The 25683-nt window shown below is 31.3% G+C and carries 24 protein-coding genes and 1 pseudogene; 13 read left to right on the top strand and 12 right to left on the bottom strand.

Annotated features, from left to right (window positions below; translation table 11 throughout):
- Positions 1-191: hypothetical protein (locus PHQ99_00880; GenBank protein ID MDD4288137.1), on the top strand; the 191-nt coding region annotated here is incomplete at its 5' end.
- Between the two features lie 23 nt (positions 192-214).
- On the opposite strand, the gene PHQ99_00875 is transcribed toward PHQ99_00880, so the two are convergent.
- The 12 genes and pseudogenes from PHQ99_00875 to dnaA form a co-directional block, all read right to left on the bottom strand.
- Positions 215-964, bottom strand: a complete 750-nt coding sequence (locus tag PHQ99_00875; protein MDD4288136.1) for a DUF4230 domain-containing protein — start codon at positions 962-964, stop codon at positions 215-217.
- Positions 965-1123: 159 nt separating this feature from the next.
- Complete coding sequence (gene ybaK, locus PHQ99_00870) at positions 1124-1591, bottom strand: Cys-tRNA(Pro) deacylase (GenBank protein MDD4288135.1); 468 nt, start codon at positions 1589-1591, stop codon at positions 1124-1126.
- Positions 1592-1641: 50 nt separating this feature from the next.
- Complete coding sequence (locus tag PHQ99_00865) at positions 1642-2649, bottom strand: aspartate-semialdehyde dehydrogenase (GenBank protein MDD4288134.1); 1008 nt, start codon at positions 2647-2649, stop codon at positions 1642-1644.
- The gene (locus PHQ99_00860; protein ID MDD4288133.1) at positions 2636-3874 is read right to left on the bottom strand and encodes an aspartate kinase; all 1239 of its coding nucleotides are present in this window, start codon (positions 3872-3874) and stop codon (positions 2636-2638) included. The genes PHQ99_00865 and PHQ99_00860 overlap by 14 nt, the downstream gene beginning before the upstream one ends.
- Positions 3875-3904: 30 nt before the next feature.
- Positions 3905-4798: pseudogene (gene thrB / locus PHQ99_00855) on the bottom strand (homoserine kinase).
- Positions 4799-4832: 34 nt separating this feature from the next.
- Positions 4833-6134: a homoserine dehydrogenase gene (locus tag PHQ99_00850; protein ID MDD4288132.1), complete on the bottom strand. Its 1302-nt coding sequence runs from the start codon at positions 6132-6134 to the stop codon at positions 4833-4835.
- 295 nt (positions 6135-6429) lie between these two features.
- Positions 6430-8958: a DNA gyrase subunit A gene (gene gyrA / locus PHQ99_00845; GenBank protein MDD4288131.1), complete on the bottom strand. Its 2529-nt coding sequence runs from the start codon at positions 8956-8958 to the stop codon at positions 6430-6432.
- 46 nt (positions 8959-9004) lie between these two features.
- Positions 9005-10948 (bottom strand): DNA topoisomerase (ATP-hydrolyzing) subunit B, encoded by a 1944-nt coding sequence (gyrB, locus tag PHQ99_00840; protein ID MDD4288130.1) that lies wholly within the window; start codon positions 10946-10948, stop codon positions 9005-9007.
- 215 nt (positions 10949-11163) lie between these two features.
- The gene (locus tag PHQ99_00835) at positions 11164-11493 is read right to left on the bottom strand and encodes a DUF721 domain-containing protein (protein MDD4288129.1); all 330 of its coding nucleotides are present in this window, start codon (positions 11491-11493) and stop codon (positions 11164-11166) included.
- Positions 11493-12635, bottom strand: a complete 1143-nt coding sequence (gene recF / locus PHQ99_00830; GenBank protein MDD4288128.1) for a DNA replication/repair protein RecF — start codon at positions 12633-12635, stop codon at positions 11493-11495. Before recF ends, PHQ99_00835 begins: the two co-directional genes overlap by 1 nt.
- 19 nt (positions 12636-12654) lie before the next feature.
- Entirely contained in the window at positions 12655-13827 is a 1173-nt protein-coding gene (dnaN, locus tag PHQ99_00825; protein ID MDD4288127.1) for a DNA polymerase III subunit beta, read from the bottom strand.
- A 191-nt stretch (positions 13828-14018) separates the two neighbouring features.
- Positions 14019-15389 (bottom strand): chromosomal replication initiator protein DnaA, encoded by a 1371-nt coding sequence (gene dnaA / locus PHQ99_00820; protein MDD4288126.1) that lies wholly within the window; start codon positions 15387-15389, stop codon positions 14019-14021.
- 593 nt (positions 15390-15982) lie between these two features.
- Between dnaA and rpmH the strand changes: the two genes are divergently transcribed.
- The 12 genes from rpmH (at position 15983) to PHQ99_00760 (ending at position 25643) form a co-directional block, all read left to right on the top strand.
- Positions 15983-16123 carry a 50S ribosomal protein L34 gene (rpmH, locus tag PHQ99_00815; GenBank protein ID MDD4288125.1) on the top strand — a complete coding sequence of 47 codons (141 nt, stop codon included), beginning with the start codon at positions 15983-15985 and terminating at the stop codon, positions 16121-16123.
- An 18-nt stretch (positions 16124-16141) separates the two neighbouring features.
- Complete coding sequence (rnpA, locus tag PHQ99_00810; protein ID MDD4288124.1) at positions 16142-16462, top strand: ribonuclease P protein component; 321 nt, start codon at positions 16142-16144, stop codon at positions 16460-16462.
- Between the two features lie 42 nt (positions 16463-16504).
- Entirely contained in the window at positions 16505-16759 is a 255-nt protein-coding gene (yidD, locus tag PHQ99_00805) for a membrane protein insertion efficiency factor YidD (GenBank protein MDD4288123.1), read from the top strand.
- A gap of 100 nt (positions 16760-16859) precedes the next feature.
- Complete coding sequence (locus PHQ99_00800; GenBank protein MDD4288122.1) at positions 16860-17807, top strand: YidC/Oxa1 family membrane protein insertase; 948 nt, start codon at positions 16860-16862, stop codon at positions 17805-17807.
- An 80-nt stretch (positions 17808-17887) separates the two neighbouring features.
- A complete protein-coding gene (locus PHQ99_00795; GenBank protein ID MDD4288121.1) occupies positions 17888-18388 on the top strand; it encodes a KH domain-containing protein in 501 nt (166 codons plus the stop codon).
- 95 nt (positions 18389-18483) lie between these two features.
- Positions 18484-19917 carry a tRNA uridine-5-carboxymethylaminomethyl(34) synthesis GTPase MnmE gene (mnmE, locus tag PHQ99_00790; protein ID MDD4288120.1) on the top strand — a complete coding sequence of 478 codons (1434 nt, stop codon included), beginning with the start codon at positions 18484-18486 and terminating at the stop codon, positions 19915-19917.
- A gap of 588 nt (positions 19918-20505) precedes the next feature.
- Positions 20506-21276, top strand: a complete 771-nt coding sequence (gene rsmG / locus PHQ99_00785; protein ID MDD4288119.1) for a 16S rRNA (guanine(527)-N(7))-methyltransferase RsmG — start codon at positions 20506-20508, stop codon at positions 21274-21276.
- A 241-nt stretch (positions 21277-21517) separates the two neighbouring features.
- Positions 21518-22279, top strand: a complete 762-nt coding sequence (locus PHQ99_00780; GenBank protein MDD4288118.1) for an AAA family ATPase — start codon at positions 21518-21520, stop codon at positions 22277-22279.
- Entirely contained in the window at positions 22272-23111 is an 840-nt protein-coding gene (locus PHQ99_00775) for a ParB/RepB/Spo0J family partition protein (GenBank protein ID MDD4288117.1), read from the top strand. The genes PHQ99_00780 and PHQ99_00775 overlap by 8 nt, the downstream gene beginning before the upstream one ends.
- A gap of 74 nt (positions 23112-23185) precedes the next feature.
- A complete protein-coding gene (amaP, locus tag PHQ99_00770; protein MDD4288116.1) occupies positions 23186-23755 on the top strand; it encodes an alkaline shock response membrane anchor protein AmaP in 570 nt (189 codons plus the stop codon).
- A gap of 19 nt (positions 23756-23774) precedes the next feature.
- On the top strand, positions 23775-24251 hold the full coding sequence (locus tag PHQ99_00765) for an Asp23/Gls24 family envelope stress response protein (GenBank protein ID MDD4288115.1): 477 nt from the start codon (positions 23775-23777) through the stop codon (positions 24249-24251).
- Between the two features lie 153 nt (positions 24252-24404).
- Entirely contained in the window at positions 24405-25643 is a 1239-nt protein-coding gene (locus PHQ99_00760) for a DUF401 family protein (GenBank protein MDD4288114.1), read from the top strand.
- Positions 25644-25683: the final 40 nt, after the last annotated feature.

The following is a 25683-nucleotide window of genomic DNA, read 5'->3' as shown; positions in this document are numbered from 1 at the left end:
TTCAACTGGAAGACTATTTTGGTAAAGAGTGGATGATAGATACCGGCCAGGCTATTCTCAGGGGTAATCTTTCTTTAACAGAAAACCTGGAAATTAAAATTATCGGGCAAAAATTATCTGAAAATAGCTTCAAGGCAATAGAAATCAGGATACCGAGAGGATACCAACAGGGCAGAGGCAGGAGACAATAAAAAAACAATAATTGTTTTCTATTCTACTTATCTTCTTTTTTATTAACCAGTTGTTTTACACTTTCTTTAGCCTTTTTTATATTTTCTTCCAATTCATTGGCATTAATACTGCTGGGGAGGATTTTTGATTGGCTAAAATCAATCTTTACTTTCTCTATTCCCAGGCTTTTGGTCAAAGTTTGCAGTGTCTGCCTTGCTGAGTTTTCCACTTCAGACTGCAGTTTGTTAACTACCCCTTCTGCTATCTGGGCTGCCTGATTTTTTGCCTCTTCTTTTAACTGATTCTTATCTTCTTCACTGAAACCAGATCCAAAAGCCCGATTTAACAAATCAGGCAGCAACCAGGGTAAGAACTTGGAATTCTGTTCATCATAGAAACTGATATCTCTGATATGTACCTGATAAAGGCAACGGGGCATTTTTAATATATACTGATTTTCATTTTTCTGTTCAATCTTAAAATCGGGACTGCGTAAATCATAGCGAAAATCAATATCAAATTCAAAAATCATGGCCATTTTTTTAGTAGAAACAAGCCATTGTAGATATCTCTTACCTGCTTCACCAAACCAATGCTGAGAAGCAGTAACAATTTCCTTGGTTACCATTTTGAAGGCAACAAGTTCTCCAACAGAACGAAGCTGTTCAATTGATGAATATATCTTGATTTCCCGGCCGGTACCACGTGGTCGAAAAAATAACCACCACAATATTACAAAAAAAATAAAAGCAAGTACAAATCCAATAACAGCAGAAATTATATTTTCGGACATTTTTTATACTCCTTTTTTATTCCTTTCCCCATTTAGTCCTGTTCTTTAATTATAATCTCTCAATTTTAAAATAACAAGAATTATTCTTTGGCAATAAGTTATTATATTGTTATTCTATTGAGAATAATGTGAATTTTAGAGAATCTAAAACTGAAAAGCCTAAGACAGTTTTTCAACTTTCATCTGGCAAATATCAATTAAATCACCTGGATTAATTTTTATCTGCAATCCCCGCTGTCCAGCACTTACAAGGATAAAATCATGACGGAGGGCACTCTGATCAATAAAGTGTGGATAGGGGTGTTTCAAAGCTAATGGGGAAACACCCCCTCTTATATAGCCTGTTTTTTTGTTTATTTCCCTTACAGGAATTAAAAAAACTTTTTTATTGTTACTGACCTGAGCTAATTTTTTTAAATTAAGTTCAGTATTACCTGGAATACAAGCGATTATATCTCCGGTATTTTCTCCATATGCAACCAGTGTTTTAAAAATCCTATCCAGAGGAATACCTGTATCCTGTGATACATGTTCGGCACTCAGATCATCCGGATTTACTTTGTATTCAATAACTTCATAGTCTATATTTAATTTATCCAATAATCGCATTGCATTTGTTTTTTTCATCATACCAATAATATTCTGTCAAATCAGAATGTTAAATTATAGGAATTCTGTTATTCTCTGTTTATTAACAACTCAGCAATTTGAATTGTATTTAATGCAGCACCTTTTCTTATGTTGTCAGAAACAACCCACATAACCAGACCAGGCTCAAAGACTAAGTCTTTTCTGATTCTACCTACAAATACCTCGTCTTTGCCTTCTGCATCTAAAGAAAGGGGATATAAGCATTGTTCTGGTTTATCAATTACTTTTATCCCCGGGAAATTGCTTAGTAATTCACGAGCCTCTTCCGGGCTTATTTCTTTTTCAGTTTCAATATGTACATCCTCGGCATGGGCCCGATAAACAGGAACTCTGACCGTAGTTGAAGATACCTTTATATGCTCTGCATGCATGATTTTCCTTGTTTCATTTAACATCTTTATTTCCTCAGAAGTATAACCTTCTTTATCAAAAGAGCCTATATGAGGAAGAACATTGAATGCAATCTGGCAAGGATAGGCATTAATTTGAAAATCTTTTTTTAAAGCAATTGCCTTGCTTTGTTCTGCCAGCTCCTCTATTGCTTCTTTACCTGTCCCTGAAACTGACTGGTAAGTAGAACATATAACGCTCTTAATACCTACTTTATCATAAATTGGTTTTAATGCTACTACCATCTGGGTAGTAGAGCAATTGGGATTTGCTATAATTCCCTGATGTTTAAAGGCATCTTCAGGGTTGACTTCCGGAATAACCAGGGGGACATTAGGGTCCATTCGATAATATTTTCCATTATCAATCACGACGGCTCCTGCCTTAACAGCCAGAGGGGCAAAATGTTCGCTTACTTCATCTCCTCCGGAAAAAAGTGCAATATCTATATCTTTGAATGAGTCGTCTTTCAGCTCTTCTACTATAATTTTTTCTCCCTTAAAACTGTATTCCTTTCCTGCTGACCGGTGAGAAGCAAATAAGGATAGTTTTTTAATTGGAAAATTCCTTTGTTCCAAAATTCTGGTCATTTCTTCTCCTACCGCTCCGGTTGCACCAACAACCGCTACATTATAATACTTCATCTTTCTCTCCTTCTTCATCTAATTTAAATTCTTTATGAACTGCCCTTACAGCATCTGCAATACGATCTTGATGAATTATACATGAAATACGCATGCCTGAGGTACTTATCATATCAATATTGATATGGTTTTTTGCTAATACTTCAAATAACCGGGCTGCAATTAAAGGATCTGAGGTAATGCCCGCACCGACAATAGATATTTTTGCTACTTCTTTGTCATACAAAACTTTTGGTGACCCAATTTCCTCTGCTACCTTTGTAGTAATTTTAATTGATTTTTCCAGATCTGACAATGCTACCGTAAAAGCAATGTCATTAACTTTATCATGCTCGGCGCTCTGGATAATCATATCAACAATAATCTCTTTATTTGCAAGTGCTTTAAAAAGCTTTGCAGCTATACCGGGAATATCAGGAACATCCTTAAGAATAATTTTCCCGACATTGATTTCATGGGTTACTGCCCTTACGTGCACTTTTTCTAACATGGGGATCTCCTCTCTTGTTTCAATTAATGTTCCTTTGCCATTATTATAACTGGGTTTTACCAAAATATTAACCTGATAGTTTCTCGCAATATCCAGCGCTCTATAATACAATACTTTTGCTCCTAATATTGCCATTTCGGACATCTCGTCGTGTGAAATCTTGTTTATTTTTTTAGCTTCCGGAACCAAAGAAGGGTCTGCTGTATAAACACCATCCACATCAGTATAAATTTCACATCTGTCTGCTTTCATTCTAACCGCTAATGCTATTGCTGTTGTATCTGAGCCGCCTCTTCCCAGTGTAGTAATATTTCCTTCGCTATCAACTCCTTGAAATCCCGCTACAATAACAATTTTACCACTATCAAGCGCCTCTTTAATACGTTTATGGTTAATATTATTTATTCTTGCTTTAGTATGTGAATTGGTAGTAATAATACCTGCCTGCCCCCCGGTGAAAGAGATTGCGTCAGAACCTAATGCATGAATCGCCATAGTCAAAAGAGCAATCGATACTTGCTCACCTGTTGAAAGCAGCATATCCATTTCCCTCTCACTTGGATTTTGTAATATCTCATTTGATATTTTTATTAATTCATCTGTTGTTTTTCCCATGGCAGAGACAACAACAATCATTTTATTGCCTGACTTTGACTGTTGAACAATTCTTTTGGCAACTTCTTTTATTTTTCCAGTATCTGCAACGGAAGAACCTCCATATTTCTGTACTATTATTGAATAGCTATTTTTACCCTTTTCAATCCTTGCGCCATCTAAATCCGGATCCAATAATATTACCTGGCTTTTAATGCCTGCACTGTGAAATGTTTTTTTCATTATTCTTATAATTTCATTTTCTGCCTCATCCTTGACTAATGAAATAATAGTCGGCCCGGAACCACTTAACGCTACTCCGGCAATCCCGCTCTTCTGGACTTCTGAAAAAATATTTTTTGCCCCTTTGATAAATGGTAGGCGGAAAGGTTGATGAATCCTATCCTGCATTGCTTCCGGTATAAGATCCCATTTTGATTGCTGTAATGCATTTACCAGTAAAGCTGATTTACTGAGATTGTCAACTGCATCCTGAAGGGAAACATTTTTGGGCAACACCTTGCGCATTTCTTCTGTGCTTAAAGTAAAAGGAGGTATACCTACTACAGCACGAAGATCATGGGGAATATCAAGTTTAACCCATTTTATCTGGCCTTTCTGGTCTCTGTAAGATATAGTAAATCCTCCAATTAATGCCGGAACGATATTATCAAGATGTCCTTCTAAAGAAAATGCCATTTGTAGAACTTCTTCCCGGGTAATATCTAAATCATAAAGCTCAGCAGCAGCTAATATCCCTCCAATAATAGCCGAAGCACTGCTTCCCAGTCCTCTTTCAACAGGTATTTCGTTTCTTATAGAAATTTTAATTCCCTCTTTTTCGGGATTTAAGCCAATTTTCTCTATTACAAGAGAGGCTGCTTTATAAATTAAATTATCTCTATCTGATGAAAGAATTTCAGAACCTTCCCCTTCAGCCTGAAAAACAAAACCACAGTCTATTTTTTCCATCTCTATATCGAGATATAAAGATAAAGCCATTCCAAGACAATCAAAACCTGAGCCAAGATTGGCTGTTGTTGCCGGTACTCTTACTTTTACCATTGTATTACTCCGATAACCATTAAAATTCTATTACTTATTTTGGGTTACTAAAAATTTTTATTATACTCATTACTTTAAAATTATTTTCCCGTTCTCCTATGTTTCTAATTGTATTTCTTAGTTTATCTTCATTTGTAAAACCTGTAATAATTCCAATATCCTGCTCCTTTTTAACAGGTAGTTTAACATGTTTTTCAGCAGATAAATCATTTTGTTCTAAAATTTCTACAATTTTAGAACAAATGTCCTTCTGTATATCTTCTCTAATCCTTATAAAATATCGGCTTTTTTCCTGTTTAAATTTTTTAATTTTTAAACCATTGGAATTTTCCAGGAGATAATTGTATTCAAAATATTCCGGTTGTCTTATTATTCTTACAATGTCACTCACAATCATACTCCCACCAGCAATTCCTCCTGCTCCTGCTCCGGAAAAAAACAGCTCCCCATAACTTTCACCATGTAATATTATTCCGTTATTTGCTCCGTAAATTTTACTTAACAGATCATCCTGTTCGACGAACATTGGCTGCACTTCAATATTGATATAATCATCTTTTTTATTAGATGTTGCTAATAACTTAATTTTGTAGCCAAGCTCTTTAGCCAGAGCAATATCCTCATAAGTAATTTCCGTAATACCAGAATAAGTAATATCATTAAGATCTAAACGCGTTCTAAAACCCAGTGATGACAAAATAAATATTTTATAAAGCGTATCTGTCCCCATAATATCCTTGCTGGGATCTGCCTCAGCATAGCCCATTTCCTGTGCTTTTTGTAGTGCTTTTTTTTGTGTCATGTTCTTCTCAAACATAAGATCTAAAACATAATTAGTAGTACCATTTAAAATACCCGAAATCCTGTCTAACGGACAGGATGTTAAAACATTCGAAAGAGTTCCAAGTATGGGAATTGCGCTTGCTACTGAAGTCTCAAACAAAAATTGTACCTTTTTCTCTTTGGCTATTTCCAGCAATTCATATCCATGTTTCGCAATAAGCTCTTTATTCGGAGAAACAACATGCTTTCCAGCCATTAAGGCTTGTTTAATTAGGTTATAGGCAGGATATTCTCCACCGATAGCTTCTACCACAATATCAGTTGCTGGGTTATTAATTACTTCCCCGGTTGATGAAGTGAAGACAGAGCTGTATTCTTCCAATACTGGTTTCCTGCTTTTATCTAAATCAGCTAAGCCTGTTATCCTTATCTTGCTGGGGCTGATTTCTTTTTCTATAAACTTTTTGTTTTTTTCTAAGATATCCAGGGCTCCTTTACCTATGTTTCCTAAGCCTAAAATCCCGATTCCAACTTCTCTGTTTTCTGTCATCATTTCAACACCTCATTAATATTTTTCTTAAAATTATCATTCAATATTAAAAAAGCCTTCCGTCTTATTAAAGACGAAAGGCTTTTCGCGGTTCCACTTTATTTTTCAAACCATACTCAGTAATATAAATATCGTTTGAACAACTCGTTACTATTTATATTTTAACCTCCGGGTTGGTCTTCAGCGGCTTGCTTTGATTTGCAAGCATCCTACTATTCCCTTCATCGGTTATTCTATATAAGATTTTTGATATTCTACCATCGGTTTATTCTTTTGTCAAAAGATTATTTAAAAATAATTAATCTATTACTCTGGATTGGGGAACAGTTGCTACACTGGCTACTTTGTCGTCTTCATCCAGGTTCATAACCTTTACTCCCATTGAATTTCTACCAGTCTGGCTTATTTCTTTTATAGGAACCCGAATAATAATGCCCTTCTGGCTTATAATAACTAATTCATCCCTCTCACTGACTACCTTTGCAGAGACTACCTCTCCACGCTCCTTACTGGACCGTATAGATTTAACTCCTTTACATCCTCTTGATTTTGAGAGTCTATATGATTTTAAAGGAGTTCTTTTGCCTGAACCGTTTTCGGTAATTAAAAGCAGGTCTTCCTCAGAATCAGGATTAACCAGGCTAATATCAAGCAAATAATCTTCTTTTGATAAAATCATTCCCCGGCACCCCATAGCAGTTCTACCCATCGAGCGGATATTTTTACCGGAAAAATATGTTGATTTACCTTTTCGGGTACTTAGAATAACATTATCTTTGTCCTCTGCCAATCTTACTCTAATTAATTCATCACCATCTACCAGTGAAATTGCAATAATCTCTTTATTTCTTAAGCTGGCAAATGCACTTAAGGGTGTCTTTTTAACCTTCCCATGTTTAGTCGCCATATACAAATACCACTTGTTTTCTTCACGGGAATTATCTATTTTTGCTGAACGTATAGGAATAACAGTGGTAATCTTTTCATCTTTTTGGATTCCCAGTAAATTCACTACTGCAATACCTCTGGAAGTTCTGCCTCCTTCAGGAATTTGATAGGCTTTTCTACGGTATACAGTACCTTTATTAGAGAAGAATAGAATATCATGTAAATTAGTAGTAATATAAAGGTTGTCTACCAAATCTTCTTTCTTTACTCCCATTCCAATAATACCCCTGCCTCCTCTTCTCTGTTTGCGATAAGTATTAAGGGGGAGTCTTTTTAAGTAGCCATCTTTAGTATAAGTGATGACTATATCTTCTTCGGCAATGAAATCCTCTACTTCAAATTCTTTTTCTTCTTTCACGATCTGAGTAAGTCTATTATCTGCATATTTTTTCTTTAAATCCAATAATTCATCTTTAATAGTAAGCATAAGTTTTCTTGGATTTGCCAAAATATCTTCCAGATAAGCAATTCTCTTAATGAGGTCCTTATATTCTTCTTCTAATTTCTTTACTTCTAAAGATGTAAGCCTCTGCAAGCGCATGTCTAAAATTGCCTGTGCCTGTTTATCACTTAGACTGAATCTTTTTCGAAGCTGTTGATGGGCTGATTGGACATCCTTTGATTTTTTAATAATTTGTATAACTTCATCAATATTTGCTAATGCAATTTTTAACCCTTCTAATATATGTGCCCTATCTTTTGCCTGATTCAATTCATATCTGGAACGCCTCTGAACCACTTCTTTGCGATGAGCTAAGAAACAATCTAAAGCTTCACGTAAATTAAGCAGTTTAGGTCTTCCATCTACAATGGACAACATATTGATTCCAAAAGAAGTCTTTAATTTTGTGTGTTTATAAAGATTATTTAAAACCACATTTACATTGCTTCCCTTTTTTAGTTCAATAACAACTCTCATTCCGTTTCTGTCAGATTCATCTCTGAGGGCAGAAATTTCGACGATTTTTTTGTCTTGAACCAAATTAGCGATTTCTTCCACAAGATTAGCTTTATTAACCTGATATGGCAGTTCTTTAACTACTAAAACAGGGGCTGCTGATTTGTTCTTCTTTTCATGGTTCTCAGTAATAATTCTTGCCTTTAAAGTAATAATTCCCTTACCGGTTTTATAAGCCTGTTGTATTCCTGATATACCATAAATAGTTGCACCTGTCGGAAAATCCGGACCAGGAAGAACTTTCATTATTTCTTTAAGATCAGCTTCCGGATTATCTATTAATAAAACACAGGCATCAATAACTTCTGCCAAATTATGAGGTGGAATATTAGTTGCCATACCTACAGCAATACCTGAAGACCCGTTTATTAATAATTGGGGAACAGGTGCCGGTAATATAGTTGGTTCTTCCAGGGAATTATCAAAATTTGGTATAAAATCAACCGTATCTTTTTTAATGTCTGCAAGCATCTCCTGTGCAATTGGTGACATTCTGACCTCGGTATAACGCATAGCTGCTGCTGAATCCCCATCAATTGAACCAAAATTCCCCTGACCGTCTGCCAGCGGGTATCTGTAAGAAAAATCCTGGGCCATTCTGACAATAGTATCATAAACTGCTGTATCACCATGGGGATGATATTTACCAAGAGTGTCTCCCACAATCCTTGCTGACTTTTTATGAGGTTTATCAGGGGTATTGCCTAATTTATACATGGAATATAAAACACGTCTGTGAACTGGTTTTAAACCATCTCTTGCATCCGGTATTGCCCTACCTATTATAACGCTCATAGCATAGTTGATATAGGCTGTTTTAATTTCGTTTGTAATATCAGTAGGAATTTCCTGCACTTTTACTATTTCTTCTTCTTTATCTCTATTTTCTTCTCTATTTTCTTTGCTTTCATCATTAATCATATCATACCAACTTGTTTCTAATTCTTCTTAATAGTATTTTAAAATATTAAATATCAAGCTCTTGAACTTCTGCACTATGTTGATAAATAAACTCTTTTCTGGGTTCAACTTTTCCGCCCATAAGAATAGTAAACATTTCATCTGCCTCTAAAACATCTGTTAGGTCAACTCTTTTTACCATTCTTGTTTCCGGGTTCATTGTAGTATCCCATAATTGGGATGGATTCATTTCTCCAAGTCCTTTATACCTCTGAATTGAATAATTGCCATTTAATTCTTTTGTTTTTTTGTTCAATTCCTCATCTGAAAAGAGATACTCGTTTTTCTTTCCATATGATAGTTTATATAAAGGTGGTCTCGCAATATATATTTTTCCTTTTTCAATCAAAGGTCTCATATAGCGATAAAAAAAAGTCAATAACAAAGTTTTGATATGTTCTCCGTCTACATCAGCATCAGTCATAATAATAATTTTATGGTATCTTAACTGGGATAAATCAAATTCACTATCATCTCCAATTTGTACGCCTGATGCAGTAACAAGTGCTTTAATTTCATTATTTGCTAATATTTTGTGCAAACGTGCTTTTTCAACATTTAATATTTTACCTCTCAGAGGTAAAATAGCCTGAAACCTTCTATCCCTGCCCTGTTTTGCCGAACCTCCTGCTGAATCTCCTTCTACTATAAATATTTCCCTGTGTAAAGGGTCTTTTTCCGAGCAGTCAGCAAGTTTTCCCGGTAATGAACCGAGTCCCAGTCCATTTTTTTGTCTAACCAGTTCCCGCGCTCTTTTTGCAGCCTCACGTGCCTTTAAAGCAGATATCGACTTTGCTAATATCTTCTGAATTATATCAGGATTTTCAATAAAATAAGTGCTGAGTTTTTCATTTACTATTGAAAATACAATACCTTTTACTTCACTATTTCCTAATTTTGTTTTAGTCTGACCTTCAAATTGGGGATTAAGTAATTTTACACTAATTACAGCTGTTAAACCCTCTCTAATATCGTCTCCGGAAAGGTTTTGGTCAGTACCTTTCAGAGAATATTTCTTCTGATTGGGTATATTATCATTTTTGGCATAATCATTAATTGTCTTTGTTAAGGCAGTTTTAAATCCTGATAAGTGGGTACCACCCTCTTCAGTATGAATATTATTTGCAAAAGAAAGTATGTTTTCTAAAAAACCTGTATTGTACTGAATAGCTATTTCTACTTCTATATCATCCTTTTTGCCACTAATATAGAAAGGTTTATTATATAAAACATCTCTATTTTTATTAAGATATTTAACAAATTCAATAATTCCGCCTTCATATTTATAAGTAACCGTTCTATTATTGTCTCTTTCATCTATTAAATCAATCTTCACACCTGCATTGAGAAAAGCTAGTTCTTTTAAACGATGAGAAACAATATCAAAATTTATAACTATATCATCAAATATTTCTGAATCCGGAAGATAAGTAATTTGAGTTCCAGTTTTGTTTGTTTTCCCTATTACAGTCAGCTCATCAACTGGCTTCCCTCTTTCAAATTTCTGTCTATATATTTTATTATCTCTGCTGACTGTTACTTCTAACCATTCCGAAAGAGCATTTACTACTGAAACGCCTACACCATGAAGTCCTCCTGAAACCTGATAACTCCCGCTTCCAAATTTTCCTCCGGCATGTAGTTTAGTAAGAACAGTTGTAACTCCCGGCAATTTAGTATTTTTATGTATATCCACCGGTATTCCGCGGCCATCATCAATTACAGTAATACTATTATCCTGGTGAATTATAACTTTGATTTTACTGCAGTAACCGGACATTGCTTCGTCAATACTATTATCCACCACTTCATCAACAAGATGATGTAAGCCTCTACTACCTGTACTTCCAATATACATTCCCGGTCTTTTTCTAACAGCATCAAGGCCCTCTAAAACTTGTATTTCTTTGGCGGTATATTTATGTTGATTAGGTAAGTTGTTTTTAACCATCTATTTCATTCTCCAACAAACAAAATTAAACCGTGACAGTCAGCCACGGCTTATCATTATGCAATATATTTAGTAGCTTAATGTTAAATATAATACTATATAATAGTACATTTGTCAATAAAGTATGCTAAAAGATTATATTTTTATATATTATATATTCTTTTATTTATATTAAAGTATCTTAATATACTTATATTAAAGTATCTTAATTCTATTTACTCTTTATTTTTTTCAACAAAATATTTAGTATCAATTCTGATTATTATTTCATTTATTGTAGTATTATTACCAATATTCTTATTTACTAAATTTAAAAATTCTCCTTTTCTAATTCTTAATTCATTCGCCCATACGTGGTTTTTAACCCTGATAAACAGAGTGTTATCCTGAATTTTAATAGGCCTGGTATTTTGTGCAATTTTTTTCGGTATAAACTCTTCCCATGACTGAAATATATTATAACCGTTAATCCTTTGTGTCCAATTTTGTTCTTTTAAATAAACTTGAATAATTTCTCCAATATGCTTAGGTAAACTATTTTTCATTATCCTTCAATCATTCCATTTTTAATTTTAAATATTTTCAGATTATTTACAACTTCCAGTTCTTTTAACTCATCTAAAATAATATTAGTTATAAATGTTTGCACAGATCTTTCCGTTATTAATTTTAATAGAAAAAATCTTCTTTCCGGATCAAGCTCAGACATAACATCATCTAACAGTAAAACAGGATATTCATTTTCCTGTTCCTTAAGAAGTTCAAGTTCGGCAAGTTTTAATGATAGAGCAGCTGTACGTTGTTGTCCCTGAGAACCATAAACACCTAAATTAATTGTATTATTCATAATATAATAATCATCTCTGTGAGGTCCAATAGTAGTCATCTTTAACTGAAAGTCTTTTTCGCGGGATTCTTTTAATTTATTTTCAATTATTTTATAAATTTCTTCTTTATCATCAGTGTAATCTTCTAATACATTACTGTTATATTTAAGTTTAATAGTTTCTTTATTTTCTGTCATCATCTGATGAAAAATCTTTGCTTTTTTATTAATTTTTTGAAGAGTTTTAATTCTATTTAAAATAATTATAGTGCCTAATTCTATAATTTTCTGATCCCATATTATTAACTGTTTATCGATTTTATTTATATTTTTCCCACTTTTTAATAATGTATTCCTCTGATATAAAATTCTATTATAGTTCCTTAAATATTTATTATAAACCAAATTAATACTAATAATTACTTCATCTAAAAACTTTCTTCGGATTAAAGGGGTACTTTTTATAATTTGAAGATCCTCAGGTGTAAAGATTACCGGATTAAATTTTTTAAATAAATCATCTCTTCTTTGATATTTTTTATTTATTTTAATTACTTTTTTTAATTTTACAGTTTGTTTATCATCATTACCTATATTTTGCAGTAAAATACTAATTTTATAATTCTCTTCTTTTTTTTGTACCTCACCTAAAATATAACTTTTATTTTCATTCCAATTAATTAAATTTTCATCATTGGTTGTCCGGTAAGATTTTCCTTTCATTAAAGTAAATATTGATTCAACTAAATTTGTTTTCCCCTGGGCATTATTTCCTATAAATATATTAAGAGAATTATCAAAATCAACTGATAAATCCAGGATGTTTCTAAAATTAATCAGCCGTATTTTTTTAACATTCAAATGATTTCCCTTTCTTTATTCAATCCATTCTAACCGGCATTAATATATAACTATAAAAATTGTCTTTATCTAATGGTTTAATCATTGCGGGATTAAGATTTTCATTTAATTTTATTTCTGTATTGTCTGTTTTTATAATTCTCAGCACATCCATTATATAACGGGAGTTAAAGGCAATTTCCACATAATCACCTTCTGTAATACAAGGAATTTGTTCATAAGCATCACCAATATCCGGGGTTTTTACTCTAATAATTATTTCCCCTCTATTTTCACCCTGTTGTTGTTTAGAATTATGTACTTCCATTCTAACTGTATTAATATCCTCTTTTACAAATAAGGTAATTCTTTCCATCCTTTGTCTGAGTTCTTCTGTATTTACTTTTACAGTTGTTTTAAACTTATTCGGAATAATCTGATGATAATCAGGAAACTGTCCTTCAATAATACGGGAGTATAATCTAATTTTATTCTTTTCACCATCTGGATCTAAAATAAATACTACCTGTTTTTCACCAATTCCTATTTCAACCATTCCCTCTTCATCATAAGAAAGTAATTTAAATAATTCTGACATTGCCCTTTGTGGAATAATAACATCAAATTTATTATCTATTTCTAAATTATTTACTTTATCTATTTTTATTTTTTTAACTGCTAAACGATGACTATCAGTTGCGGCAACTTCAATACTATTATCAATTTTCTTAAACAATAAACCATTTAAAAATGAGCGATTTTCATCTTTTGAAGCAGCTAATATGACTTCTTGAATTGTATCCTTTAAAATTGTTTTAGTAAATTCTATTTTTATTTTACTTTGAATTTCAGGAAAAGGAGAAAAATCATCTGCTGAGAATCCATAAATCTTATAACTTGAGGAATCTTCTTGCTTAAGATAAATAATATTATCATCCCCTACTTCAATCTCAATATTTCCTTCAGGAAATTTCCTTATTAAATCACTGAATATTTTATTTGGTATAACTACTGAACCATGTTCAATTATCTGGGCTGAAATATAACAATCAATACCAATTTCCAAATCTGTGGCAAATAAATGTATTTTATTATTTTTACTTACTTCAAAAAGTATACCACTATAAATTGGTAAACCAAGTTTTGTAGAAATTGCCTTCTGGACTTTTTGTATTCCGTTCATTAAACTTTTTTGCGAACAAATAACCCTCATTATTTATCCCCTCTTTCCTCTTATTAAATTGATTATTTTGTTTATATTAATTAGTAATAGTAATAGTAATAATGTTAATATTGTTAATAACCTTAATATTACCTTGATTTATTATTAGTAGAAATGTTAATAAAATTCTTAAAAACATATATTTTTTATTAACATTATTAACAATTATATATTATCGAAATTTATATATTATTTGGGCCATTTTGTATTTGGTTAATTATTTTATCTATACTATATTTTAACTTTTTATCTGTTTTAATTTGTTCTTTTATTTTGTTACAGGAATGAATTACTGTAGTATGGTCTTTCCCTCCAAAAGAATCTCCTATTACAGTGAGAGAATAATCTGTCAGTTCTTTAGTTAGATACATGGCAATATGTCGTGCTGTTACAATGTTTTTAGACCTTTTTTTTGATAGTAATATACTTGGTTTTAGATTAAAATATTCTGCAGTATGTTTTTGAATCATTTGAATGGAAATTTCTTTTTCCTCAATGGTGATAAAATCTTTTAAAATTTGTTTAGCCAAGGGGAAATCTATCTTAGTCTGGGTCAAGGTGGCATAGGCATCCAGCTTATTTAAGGCACCTTCTAATTGACGTATATTGGTTAGAATCTTACTGGCAATATACTGAATAATTTCTTCAGATATTTCTGTTTGACAGCTCTGTGCCTTCTTTTGAAGAATAGCAATTCTTGTCTCTAAATCCGGCTGGGAGATATCGGTAATAAGCCCCCACTCAAAGCGTGATACCAAGCGGCTTTCTAAACTGGTAATATCCTTTGGTGGACGATCAGAGGTAATAACTATCTGTTTTCCCGCATTATAAAGAGCATTAAAAGTATGAAAAAATTCCTCCTGTGTCTTTTCTTTTCCTGCCAGAAATTGAATATCATCGATTAATAGAATATCAAAATTGCGGTATTTATCTCGAAAAGATTCAGTTGAGTCATCCCTGATGGCATTAATTAATTCATTTGTGAATTTTTCTGAAGATATGTAAGAGATATTAGTAGAGTGAATCGAATTTTTATTTATAATAAAATTACCAATTGCATGCATCAGATGAGTTTTCCCCAACCCTACCCCTCCATAAACAAATAACGGGTTATAAGATTTTGCCGGTGATTGGGCAACTGCCATACAGGCAGCATGGGCAAAACGGTTACTGTCTCCAATAATAAAACTTTCAAATGCATAATTTGGGTTTAAACCTGTTTTATCATATTTTTTTTGTAAATCATCCTGGTTTGTATTTTTTTTTCTTTCCCTGGACTGCCCGGGAGTTTTTAATGAATCAACCTGAAATTTTATTAATACATTCTCGTCAATTCCAAGCTGGTCTACAAGTATATCTTTTAGAAATTGATAGTAGTTTTTTTCCAGCCAGTTTTTGCAAAATAAATTAGGTACAGCTAATTTTAGTTCATTGTCTTTAAAATCTATATATTTAACACCGGAAAACCAGGTATTAAAAAGTTGTGGAGTCAAGTTTTCTTGAATAATTTTTAAAATATCTTCCCACTTATTATTTATTTTGTTATAACTCATATCATTCCTTTTGCTGTTATATTTTATTTTGGGTAACTTTTTGAATAACTATTCTAACATAAAATAATTTTAAAGAAAGAAGAATATTTATTCACATTATTAACATTTCCCTGTGGAAAACAGTCTGATTGAAATTTATTGTGAAAATTCATCGTTTACAGAGTTAAACTTGTTTTTTAACACCGATTGTCTCTGACCTATAACGACTGCACATAAGGGGTTTTCAAATAATTCACAACTTATTAACAATTGTGGAAAACTAAGATATTAATCAAAAATATTTAAATAAGAATATGAATTTTCATTTAATGATATTATAATAACAAATTAAAAAATAAAAATAAAGACTATTTTTCTTTTTCAATGAATTGAATTTAGTTTACTTTGTATAATAGTTTATCTATAATATTATTTTATAATGATAACTTGCAATAGAAACAAAAATAAGTTAGACTATTGCATTATTTGTGGTTTTTATATTAATATTAACTGGAAACATACTTTCAATAGGAAAATATTAAGTAAATTTTTAAATGATTTTGATTAAGATTTAAATAACAAGAAATTTTTACAAAAAAGGAGAAAAGATTCTAATGAAGCGTACTTATCAGCCTAATACTCGTAAAAAATTAAAAGTGCATGGTTTCCGCAACCGTATGAGTACCCGAAGCGGTAGACTTATCTTAAAAAGAAGAAGAAAAAAAGGAAGAAAAAGATTAACCGTTTCCGGTTAGGAATGTAATTATACAAATTTGAAGAATGAAACATTAAAAAGTAATAATGAATTTAAGAGAGTTTTTTTATCCGGCGATAAAAGAATTGGAAAGTATGTTATACTATACTTTCTTCCGATAGAAAGAAATATCAACAGATATGGAATTATTACTAAAAAGTATATTGGAAACGCAGTTAAAAGAAATAGAATAAAACGGATATTAAGAGAAATATTGCGCAATAAATATAGTAATTTATTATCCGGTTATGATATAGTTATTTTAGCAAGAAAAAATATTATAAATGCTAGTTTTAAGGAAATTGAAGAAGATATAGTTAAATTAATTAATAAATTATAATCAAGGATTAACTGTCTGTCAGCAAGATGGTAGAATGTGTTAATGAGTAAGATGTTTATTGCTTTAATCGTGTTTTATCAAAAATATATTTCCCCTCTAAAACCTGCAACATGCAGGTTTTATCCCAGTTGTTCTGATTATGCCATTCAATCTATTCAAAGATTTGGCTTTTTTGAGGGATCAAGACTTGCGATTTGCAGAATACTGCGTTGTCACCCCTACCATTCTGGTGGTTATGACCCTGTTCCGGTTAAAACAGTTAATAAATTAAATTTATCCGGAACCGGAAAGAAATAGATAAAAGAATAAATATTGAATTAGGAATAATATATAGTGCTGTTATTTATTACTCATCGAATTGATTGATAAATAATATTCAAAAAAGGAGATTAATATTTTGTGGAGTTCATTAATTAATATAGTAAGTCAAATCTTAGAATTTTTATATGGTGTTACCCATAATTATGGATTAGCCATTATTTTATTGACAATTATTATCAGGCTTCTCCTCTATCCTTTAATGCAAAAGCAGATGACTTCTATGAGAGAAACCCAAAAAGTACAGCCATTGATGCAGGAGATTCAAAGAAAATATAAAAATGATAAAGAGAAGATGAATCAGGAACTGATGCGTTTATATAAAGAACATAATGTGAATCCTATGGGAGGATGCTTACCACTTCTTATACAGATGCCAATATTAATTTTATTTTTCCAGGTTTTGCGCGAATTTAAGTATTTTATTCCAAATACTGAACAAGTTGCCGGTGGTTTTTTATGGATACAGAATGAAATTATGTATCAGGGAGAAATGGTAGCAGGGCTGGCTGCCCCGGATAAGTTGTTTGGTGTTATAAATATGTCGGGAAACGAATATTTTATTGGTATTTTACCTATATTAGTTGGAGCAACGATGTATATTCAGCAGAAGCTGACGACACCGGCTATGCCTGAGTCTTCACAGAATAGCAGCTCATCAAATCCAACCGCCGGAACACAAAAGATGATGACTACTATCATGCCTTTAATGATTGGTTTTATCAGCTTTACACTACCTTCCGGGTTAAGTTTATACTGGGTTACCTCTACAATTTTTGGGATTGGTCAGCAGATATTAATTAACAAAAAGGAGACCGAAATTAAGACTATTACAGTAAATAATGACAAAGAATTAAAAAAAGAAGAAAAAACACAACCAAAAGCAATACAGGAAGTTAATAAGAAGGAAAAAGAAAAAGGTAATAAAAATATAGAAAAAGACACTTCCTGGATTCCGGGTTATGAAAAACCTGCCTCTCTACAGAATAAGCAGGATAAGAATAAAGGGAAAAATAATCAAAAATAAGTAAAACAGTTTAAGCTGATTAAAACAATAAAGAAAGAGTGTTTTAATTGTTAGATTCTCAAGATAATAAAAGAGATTTTTTGAGTAAAGAAAAAAAGGCATTAGAAGTGCTTACAAAAATTATTAATTCAATTAGCGCCGGATCCGAAGCAAAGAAGATATTTTCTGATCAGGATTATGTTATTTTTGAAGTAAGCAAGGCAGATCCCGGTCTTATTATTGGTAAACATGGGCATACCCTGGATGCTATTCAATATCTTGTTAACATGATAGTAAATCAAAATACCGATAAAGATAATCAGAAACTATATTTAGTGGATATAGACGGATATCGTAAAAGAAGAGAAGAATCTCTAAAAAGATTTGCCCTTGAAAAAGCTAAGATTGCAAAAGAAAGAGGGAAAGTAGTTGCATTATACTTTATGAACAGCATTGAAAGAAGGCTTATTCATCTTTCTTTAAAAGACGATCCTCATATAAATACTCATAGTGAAGGCGTTGAGCCTTATCGTAGGGTTGTCATCTCTCCTCTGCAAAAATCTCCAAATTTAGATAGTATTTCAAAAAAAGCAAATGAATAATCAACATTAAAATGGTTTTATAATTAACTTAAAATGTATAATTTAACAATCATACAAATTTATTATATAAAATATATTGATATTTGGTAATTGGTATGAATAAAGAACAGTTTATTAAACAAGGTATTGAAGTAGAAACTATTGCTGCAATTTCAACCCCCTTAGGAGCCGGAGGCATAGGGATTGTCCGTCTTAGCGGACCACTTGCTTTCCAGATAGCCAGCATTATTTTTAGACATAAAGGAAAATTTAAAATAAATCCAAATGAATTCAAATCTCACAAAATATACTATGGAACAATTCTCCATCCTGACACAGAAATAATTATTGATGAAGTGATGTTGACTGTCATGCGAAAACCCAGGACTTATACTAAAGAAGATATCGTAGAAATAAATTGCCATGGTGGTTTACTGGTAGTTAAAAATGTTTTGGAAATCACGTTAGAGCTTGGTGCAATAATTGCCGAACCAGGTGAATTTACCAAAAGAGCATTTATAAATGGAAGGATAGATTTAAGCCAGGCTGAGGCAGTTATTGATATTATTGAATCAAATAGTGAAAGGAGTCTTAAATCTTCTATCTTTCAATTATCCGGAGGACTCAGGAATAAAATAAATGATTTAAAAAATAACATTATTGAATTAAATACAAGAATTGAGGCGCCTATTGATTTCCCGGATCAAGGGATTCCTGAATTAGACAGAAAAGAAATTAAAGAACTATTAAAAGAATACCTGCTTGAGATTAACAGTTTATTAGATACAGTAAAATACGGACATCTAATTAAAGAGGGTATTTGCTGTGTAATTATAGGAAAAACCAATGTGGGGAAGTCAAGCCTATTCAATTTGCTCTTGAAAAAGAATAGATCGATCGTAACATCTGTTCCAGGAACGACTCGAGATACTATCGAAGAATCGGTTGATATAAAAGGATTTAGATTTAATTTGATTGATACTGCCGGGATGAAGAATCCTGAAAATATTGTCGAAGAAATTAGTTTAAAAAGAGTAGATGATTTTTTAGAATACGGACAGATATTCATTATAATGTTTGATATAAGTCAACCCCTTGATGTACAAGATATTGCATTAATAAATAAGATAAAACCTTTCATTAATCGTAATAATAAAACAATCTTAATTGAGAACAAAATTGATTTACCCAAAAGAATGAATACACAAGAGCTATATAAAAGATTAAAGATAAAAGAATCAATTAAATTATCAGTAATAAACAGGGAAGGGATTGAACTTTTAGAAAAAAGAATGGTTGATTATTCTTTGTCGAATATTTCTATTCCCGAAGGCGGTTTAATAATAAGCAATAAGAGGCATCAGGAGTATTTAATCAAAGCACAAGAAAGACTATCATATATTATTTCAAAATTAGATACAGGAATTCAAGATGATTTTATTACAATGGATTTACAGTATGCTGCAAGTCAACTTGCGAGAATAACCGGTGAATCTTGCGATAAGGAGATACTTGATAATGTATTTTCAAAATTTTGTATTGGGAAATAATATATAATACTGAAAAACAGAAGTAACACTAATCATATGTATTCACTTACCAAATTAAAATCAATTTTTAAAAGAATGTTCCACGTGGAACATTCTTTTTTCTAATAATCTCATTTGTAGATTTATTGATTTATTTTTAAAAGATTATCTTAAATTACCCTAAAGAAATTAAATTACACATATTAATTTAATAGGTATATTAAATATATTAAAAAGGATATTTTAAATATACATCAATGAAATTATTTATAATCAGGTGACCAATAAAGGGATAAAAAGGTTTTTTATAAATAATTTATCGTATATAATATATTAATATCATTAAAAAAGAATATGATTGACTTAGGAAAAGCAGTTTGTGTTTTTTTGTGAATAACTTGTGAATAAAGGAAATAGAAAGTTTAATAATTGAATGAAAAGTAATTTACATAAAAATCAGGTAATAATTAGAATCATTGAAATTCCTGAAGACCCTTATTTATAAAGGTTACAGAGGGGCGGATATTTTAATTTTATTAAATAAAAATATTATCTGAATAGTTTAAATATTTTGCAATTAAAAATATGAAATAGAATTGTGGAAAAGCTGTGGAAGAAAGAAAATATACTTATTCGAGAATCAATAATTTAGTAAAAAGACTCAATATAGGCATGCTGTCTTTGGGCGTTAGCTTTAATAAAAAAAATAGTAATGATTTAATTAAGTATTTAGAATTAATTAAAGAATATCAAAAAAAAATGAATATTACTGCTATTAGGGATGTGAATGACATTATTGACAAGCACTTCCTCGATTCATTATCAGCCATACAATTTATTCAGAAGGAAGTTGACAAAAGTGGTAGTAATGTACAATTGATTGATATTGGTAGTGGTGCAGGTTTACCAGGTATACCAATAAAAATATTTTTTCCAGACACAAAAATGCTTTTACTGGAAGCAAAAAAAAATAAAAAAGTATTTTTAGATACAGTTGTCAGTAGTTTGGAGCTAAAAAAAACTGCTGTACTTCAGAATAGGGCAGAAAAACTGGGTAAAATGGCAGAGCATCGTGAAAAATATCATATTGTAGTTTCAAGAGCAGTCGCCCAACTTGGAGTATTAAGTGAATATTCACTACCTTTTTGTAAAATAGGGGGAGTAATGATGGCTTTTAAAGGATCCTCTTATGTAGAAGAATTAAGAGAAAGTTATAAGGTAATTGAAAAATTAGGGGGAGCACTAGAAAGCATAAATTTAATAAAAATACCTTCATCTGAATATATAAGGACAATATTAATTATTCGGAAAACATTTCCAACACCTGTCAGTTTTCCAAGAAGAAATGGTATTCCTCTGAAAAGACCTTTGTGTTTTTAGATAAATTTTGATAATATAAAAATACTTTTAATGTATTTCTTAAAAAGCAATATATTTTGGAGCCAAGAAGCGAAAATAACATATCATCCTGAAAAAATTTAACACCTGAATAGTGCATTTTGCAAACTTAAGTCACAAAATATAATGATATTATTATAAATCATAATTAGTATTAAAGTTATACACTTTAGATGTTCCACGTGGAACATCTAATTAAAAATATTAAGGGGAAATGTCAATTATGAGTAAAATTATGTCTATCAGTAATCAAAAAGGTGGTGTTGGTAAAACAACCACGGCTATTAATTTAAGCGCTTTTTTAGCATTAGAGAAAAAAAATGTACTTCTGATTGATATTGATCCCCAGGGGAATGCCAGCAGCGGAATAGGAATAGAACGTTCTAAAATTGAAAAAAACATATATGATTGTCTAATAAATCAAATTCCCATTCAAGAGGTAATGGTACCCAGTCAGATAAAAAATTTAGATGTATTGCCTTCTACCTTACAATTAGCAGGCGCAGAAGTAGAATTAGTAAATTATATCTCCCGGGAAAACAGGTTGAAACAACTAATACGTCCTATTAAAGAATCATATGATTATATTATTATAGACACACCTCCCTCTTTAGGATTGTTAACCTTAAATGCGTTAAATGCAGCTGACTCGGTTATTATTCCTGTTCAATGCGAATATTATGCATTAGAAGGGATTGGACAGCTCCTCAATACAGTTACCCTGGTGAAAGAAAACTTAAATCCCAATTTATCAATCGAGGGAATTTTGTTAACAATGTATGATCAAAGAAATAATTTATCAAAAGAAGTAGTTGAAGAAATAAATAAACATTTCCAGGGTAGTATTTTTGAATCCATTATTCCCCGAAATGTCCGACTAAGCGAAGCCCCAAGCTATGGACAGCCAATCGCAATTTATGAATTGAAATCAAAAGGCGCGCAGGCTTATCAGAAATTGGCAAAGGAGGTAATTTCACATGGCTAAAAAGGGTTTAGGAAGGGGATTAGAATCCCTGATTCCTATATCTAACATAAAAGACCGTTCCTATGTTACTGAAGTAGATGTAAATCAATTATGGCCTAATTTGTACCAACCGAGACAGGAATTTGACCAGGAAAAGATGGATGAATTAAAAGAATCTATCAAAGCCCATGGTATTATTCAGCCGATTATTGTCCGGGAGTCAGCAGATGGATACGAGATTGTTGCCGGTGAAAGAAGATTAAAGGCAGCTAAAGAGCTGGGTATGAAAAAAGTACCGGTTATTATAAGGCAATTCAATAATCTTAAATCATTCGAAATTGCATTAGTTGAAAATATTCAGAGGGAAGATCTGAATCCAATAGATCAGGCTTTCGCTTTTAAAAGATTGAGTGAAGAGTTTAATTTGACTCACCAGGAATTAGCTGAAATGACTGGCAAAAGCAGGACTTTTATAAGTAATATTATCAGATTACTGAATCTTGATGACTGGATAAAAGAAAGAGTAGCTGCCGGGAAAATAACATTAGGACATGCCAAAGTCCTTTTGGGGTTAGAAAACAAGCAAATACAGCAGGAATTTGGACAAAAGATTATTGAACAGGAATTATCGGTAAGAGATTTAGAGCGGATAATTAGTATATGGATGAAAAAGAGCAGGAAAAATTTTCAGCAAAAAAGAACGATACAGACTTTTCCGGAACTGGAAAAGCAGTTAATAGAAAGATTCGGTACAAAAGTTAAGATAAAATTTAATGGAAAAAGAGGAAATCTTTCGATTGAATTTTATAGCAATGAGGATTTAGATAGAATTTATAGCCTTTTATTAAAATGAAAACAAATGAAAACAATATAAATGATAATTAGTTTCTGATATACAGTTAAATTTAATATTTTGTGAGGTATTATATGAAGGAAAAATTTTTTAATAATATGATTTTTATTCTTTTTATCATTCTGTTATTGATTTTTTCTTTAAAATGTTTTTTGATAGCCTTTAATGTAATAGAAAAAGGTTTTTTAGTGAGTATTATAAATAAAGGAATTAATGTAATTTATTCAAGCCTTACAAATCAGGTATTGCTTGCCATAGCCGGTTTTGTAATATTTGCTATTGCTCTATGGCTAATTTGGTTGAAACAAAGGATTGCTTTACAAATACCATCAGTGAAAATAACTACTGATGATGGTGAAATAAAAATTTCTACTATATCACTTGAACAGATAATTCTAAATACATTACATGATATAAAGGGAGTAAAAGAGATTAAGCCTGATATTCAAATCCAGAAAAACGGAGGAGTTAAAGCTATTTTACAGCTTATTGTAGCAACAGATTGTAATATACCGGAAATGGCTAATCTTATTCAACAAAAATTAAAAGAAGAGCTGCCAAGAATAAGCGGAGTAGACCTAAAAGATATTAAAATTAATGTCAATAAAATTGAATATGAGAATAAAGAGGTAATTCCTAAATAAAGAAGGAGGTTTAATATTTATGGTAGATACTAATAAAAATGATAAAAATCCGGATTTAGAAGATCAGAATGCAGAACTGGGCAATATATCAGTTTCTAAAGATGTTGTTGCTATAATTGTAGCTATGGAGGCAACCAAAGTAAAGGGTGTTATAGGGTTAACTGCTGGAAGAAAAGGTAACTTTGCCCCATTGTTAGATAAAAATAATTTAACCAAAGGTATAGAGGTCTCGATGAACCAGAAAGACGTAGCTATTACTATTTCCCTGGTAGCTGATTATGCCATCGGTATTTATCAGACTGCCGTGGAAACCCAGAAGAATGTAAAAAAAGCAATTGAGACTATGGCCGGATTAAAAGTAAGCAAAGTAGATATTAATGTTCTTGACGTTAAATTCAAGGAAGATATGGAAAAAAAAGAAAAACCTGAGATAAAAAAAGAAATAAAAGAAGAGAAAGAGAAAGAAGATAAAAAGAACTTAGAGAAAAATAATTAATTACCCCGGTTAATTAGGACAATTACTTAATTCTTTTAAGTAAATAAATAAAAAAGTATTTTCACTACAAGATTTATTTTATAGGTGAAAGTACTTTTTTATTTAATGTTTTATTAAAAAATAGTATTGTAGTATTGTAAAATGAGGTATATTTTGGCTGAAGCAATAAAAATTATTTCTGTTATTATTTTAATTGTTGTTTTATTGGGTTTAAAGTGGAATCTTGGCTTGATTATGTTTGTTTCGTCTGTTTTTCTCGGAATTTTATTCCAGCAGGGTTTTTATGAACTCGCAACTAATCTTTATCTTGCCATTATTGATTATACAACATTACAATTAATTGGTATTATTGTTTTGGTTTATATACTAAGCAGTATTTTAATCAGAACAAAAAGTATGGAGGGAATCGAAAAATCTTTACAGAATATTGTGTCTGATTATCGTTTAATAGTATTTTTTATAGCCAGTTTCTTGGGATTAATACCAATGCCTGCCGGTGCCATGTTTTCTGCTCCTTTATTGAAAGAAATTGGAGTAAAAAACAATATGAGTTCAGAAGAAATAATGTTTTTTAATTATTGGTTTCGCCATATTTGGGAATTTGTCTGGCCCTTAATACCAGGTGTATTGTTATACACTTCAGTAACCGGCCTTGATATTCGGCAGGTAATGATTTTCCAATCACCTTTAGTCTTTATTGCACTTATAATTGGGCTATTATGGATGTATCTGAGTTTAAAAAGGAAAAAGAATAATGAAATAAATTCAGAATCACCGGGACAACAATGGCTACTTTTGTTTAAAAGTATATGGTCAATATTGTTTATTATATTTTTAGTATTATTTATTAAAATAAATTTATTAATTGCTTTGACTGTTACTACAATAATGCTACTGATTATTTATAGAGAAATACTATTACCAAAACTGAAAGAAATTATATTTTATGATATATCATTCAAGGTCGTTTTTTTGGTTGTGGGGATTATGTTTTTCAAACAGGTATTAGAAAACACCAATTCCATGGAACAAATTTCTTTACTATTTTCAGCACTTGGTATCAATATTTGGGTTATATTATTTTTTATTCCTTTTTTGTTGGGATTTCTAACAGGAAGCACAGCAGGTTTTGTCGGAATAAGCTTTCCTATTATAATGCCGCTATTAATTCAGAGCGGAACCCTAAATATGCCCATGGTTATCATTGCTTATGTTGCAGGTTTTTCGGGAATGATGATGTCTCCAATGCATTTGTGTTTTACGGTTACAGTAGAATATTTGAAGGCAGATATTCTAAAATTTTATAAAAGACTATCGATTAGTATAGTTGGGTTAATTATGATAAGCTCAATTTATGTTTTTTATATAAATATGGCCATAAAGCAATATTGAATAAATGGAATGAATATTATTATATATCTTAATTGCAATA

The organism is Atribacterota bacterium, assembly GCA_028703475.1.
GTDB lineage: Bacteria > Atribacterota > Phoenicimicrobiia > Phoenicimicrobiales > Stramentimicrobiaceae > JAQVMU01.
The sequence above is the reverse complement of the archived record's forward strand: the minus strand, read 5'-3'. Positions and strand labels throughout refer to the sequence as shown.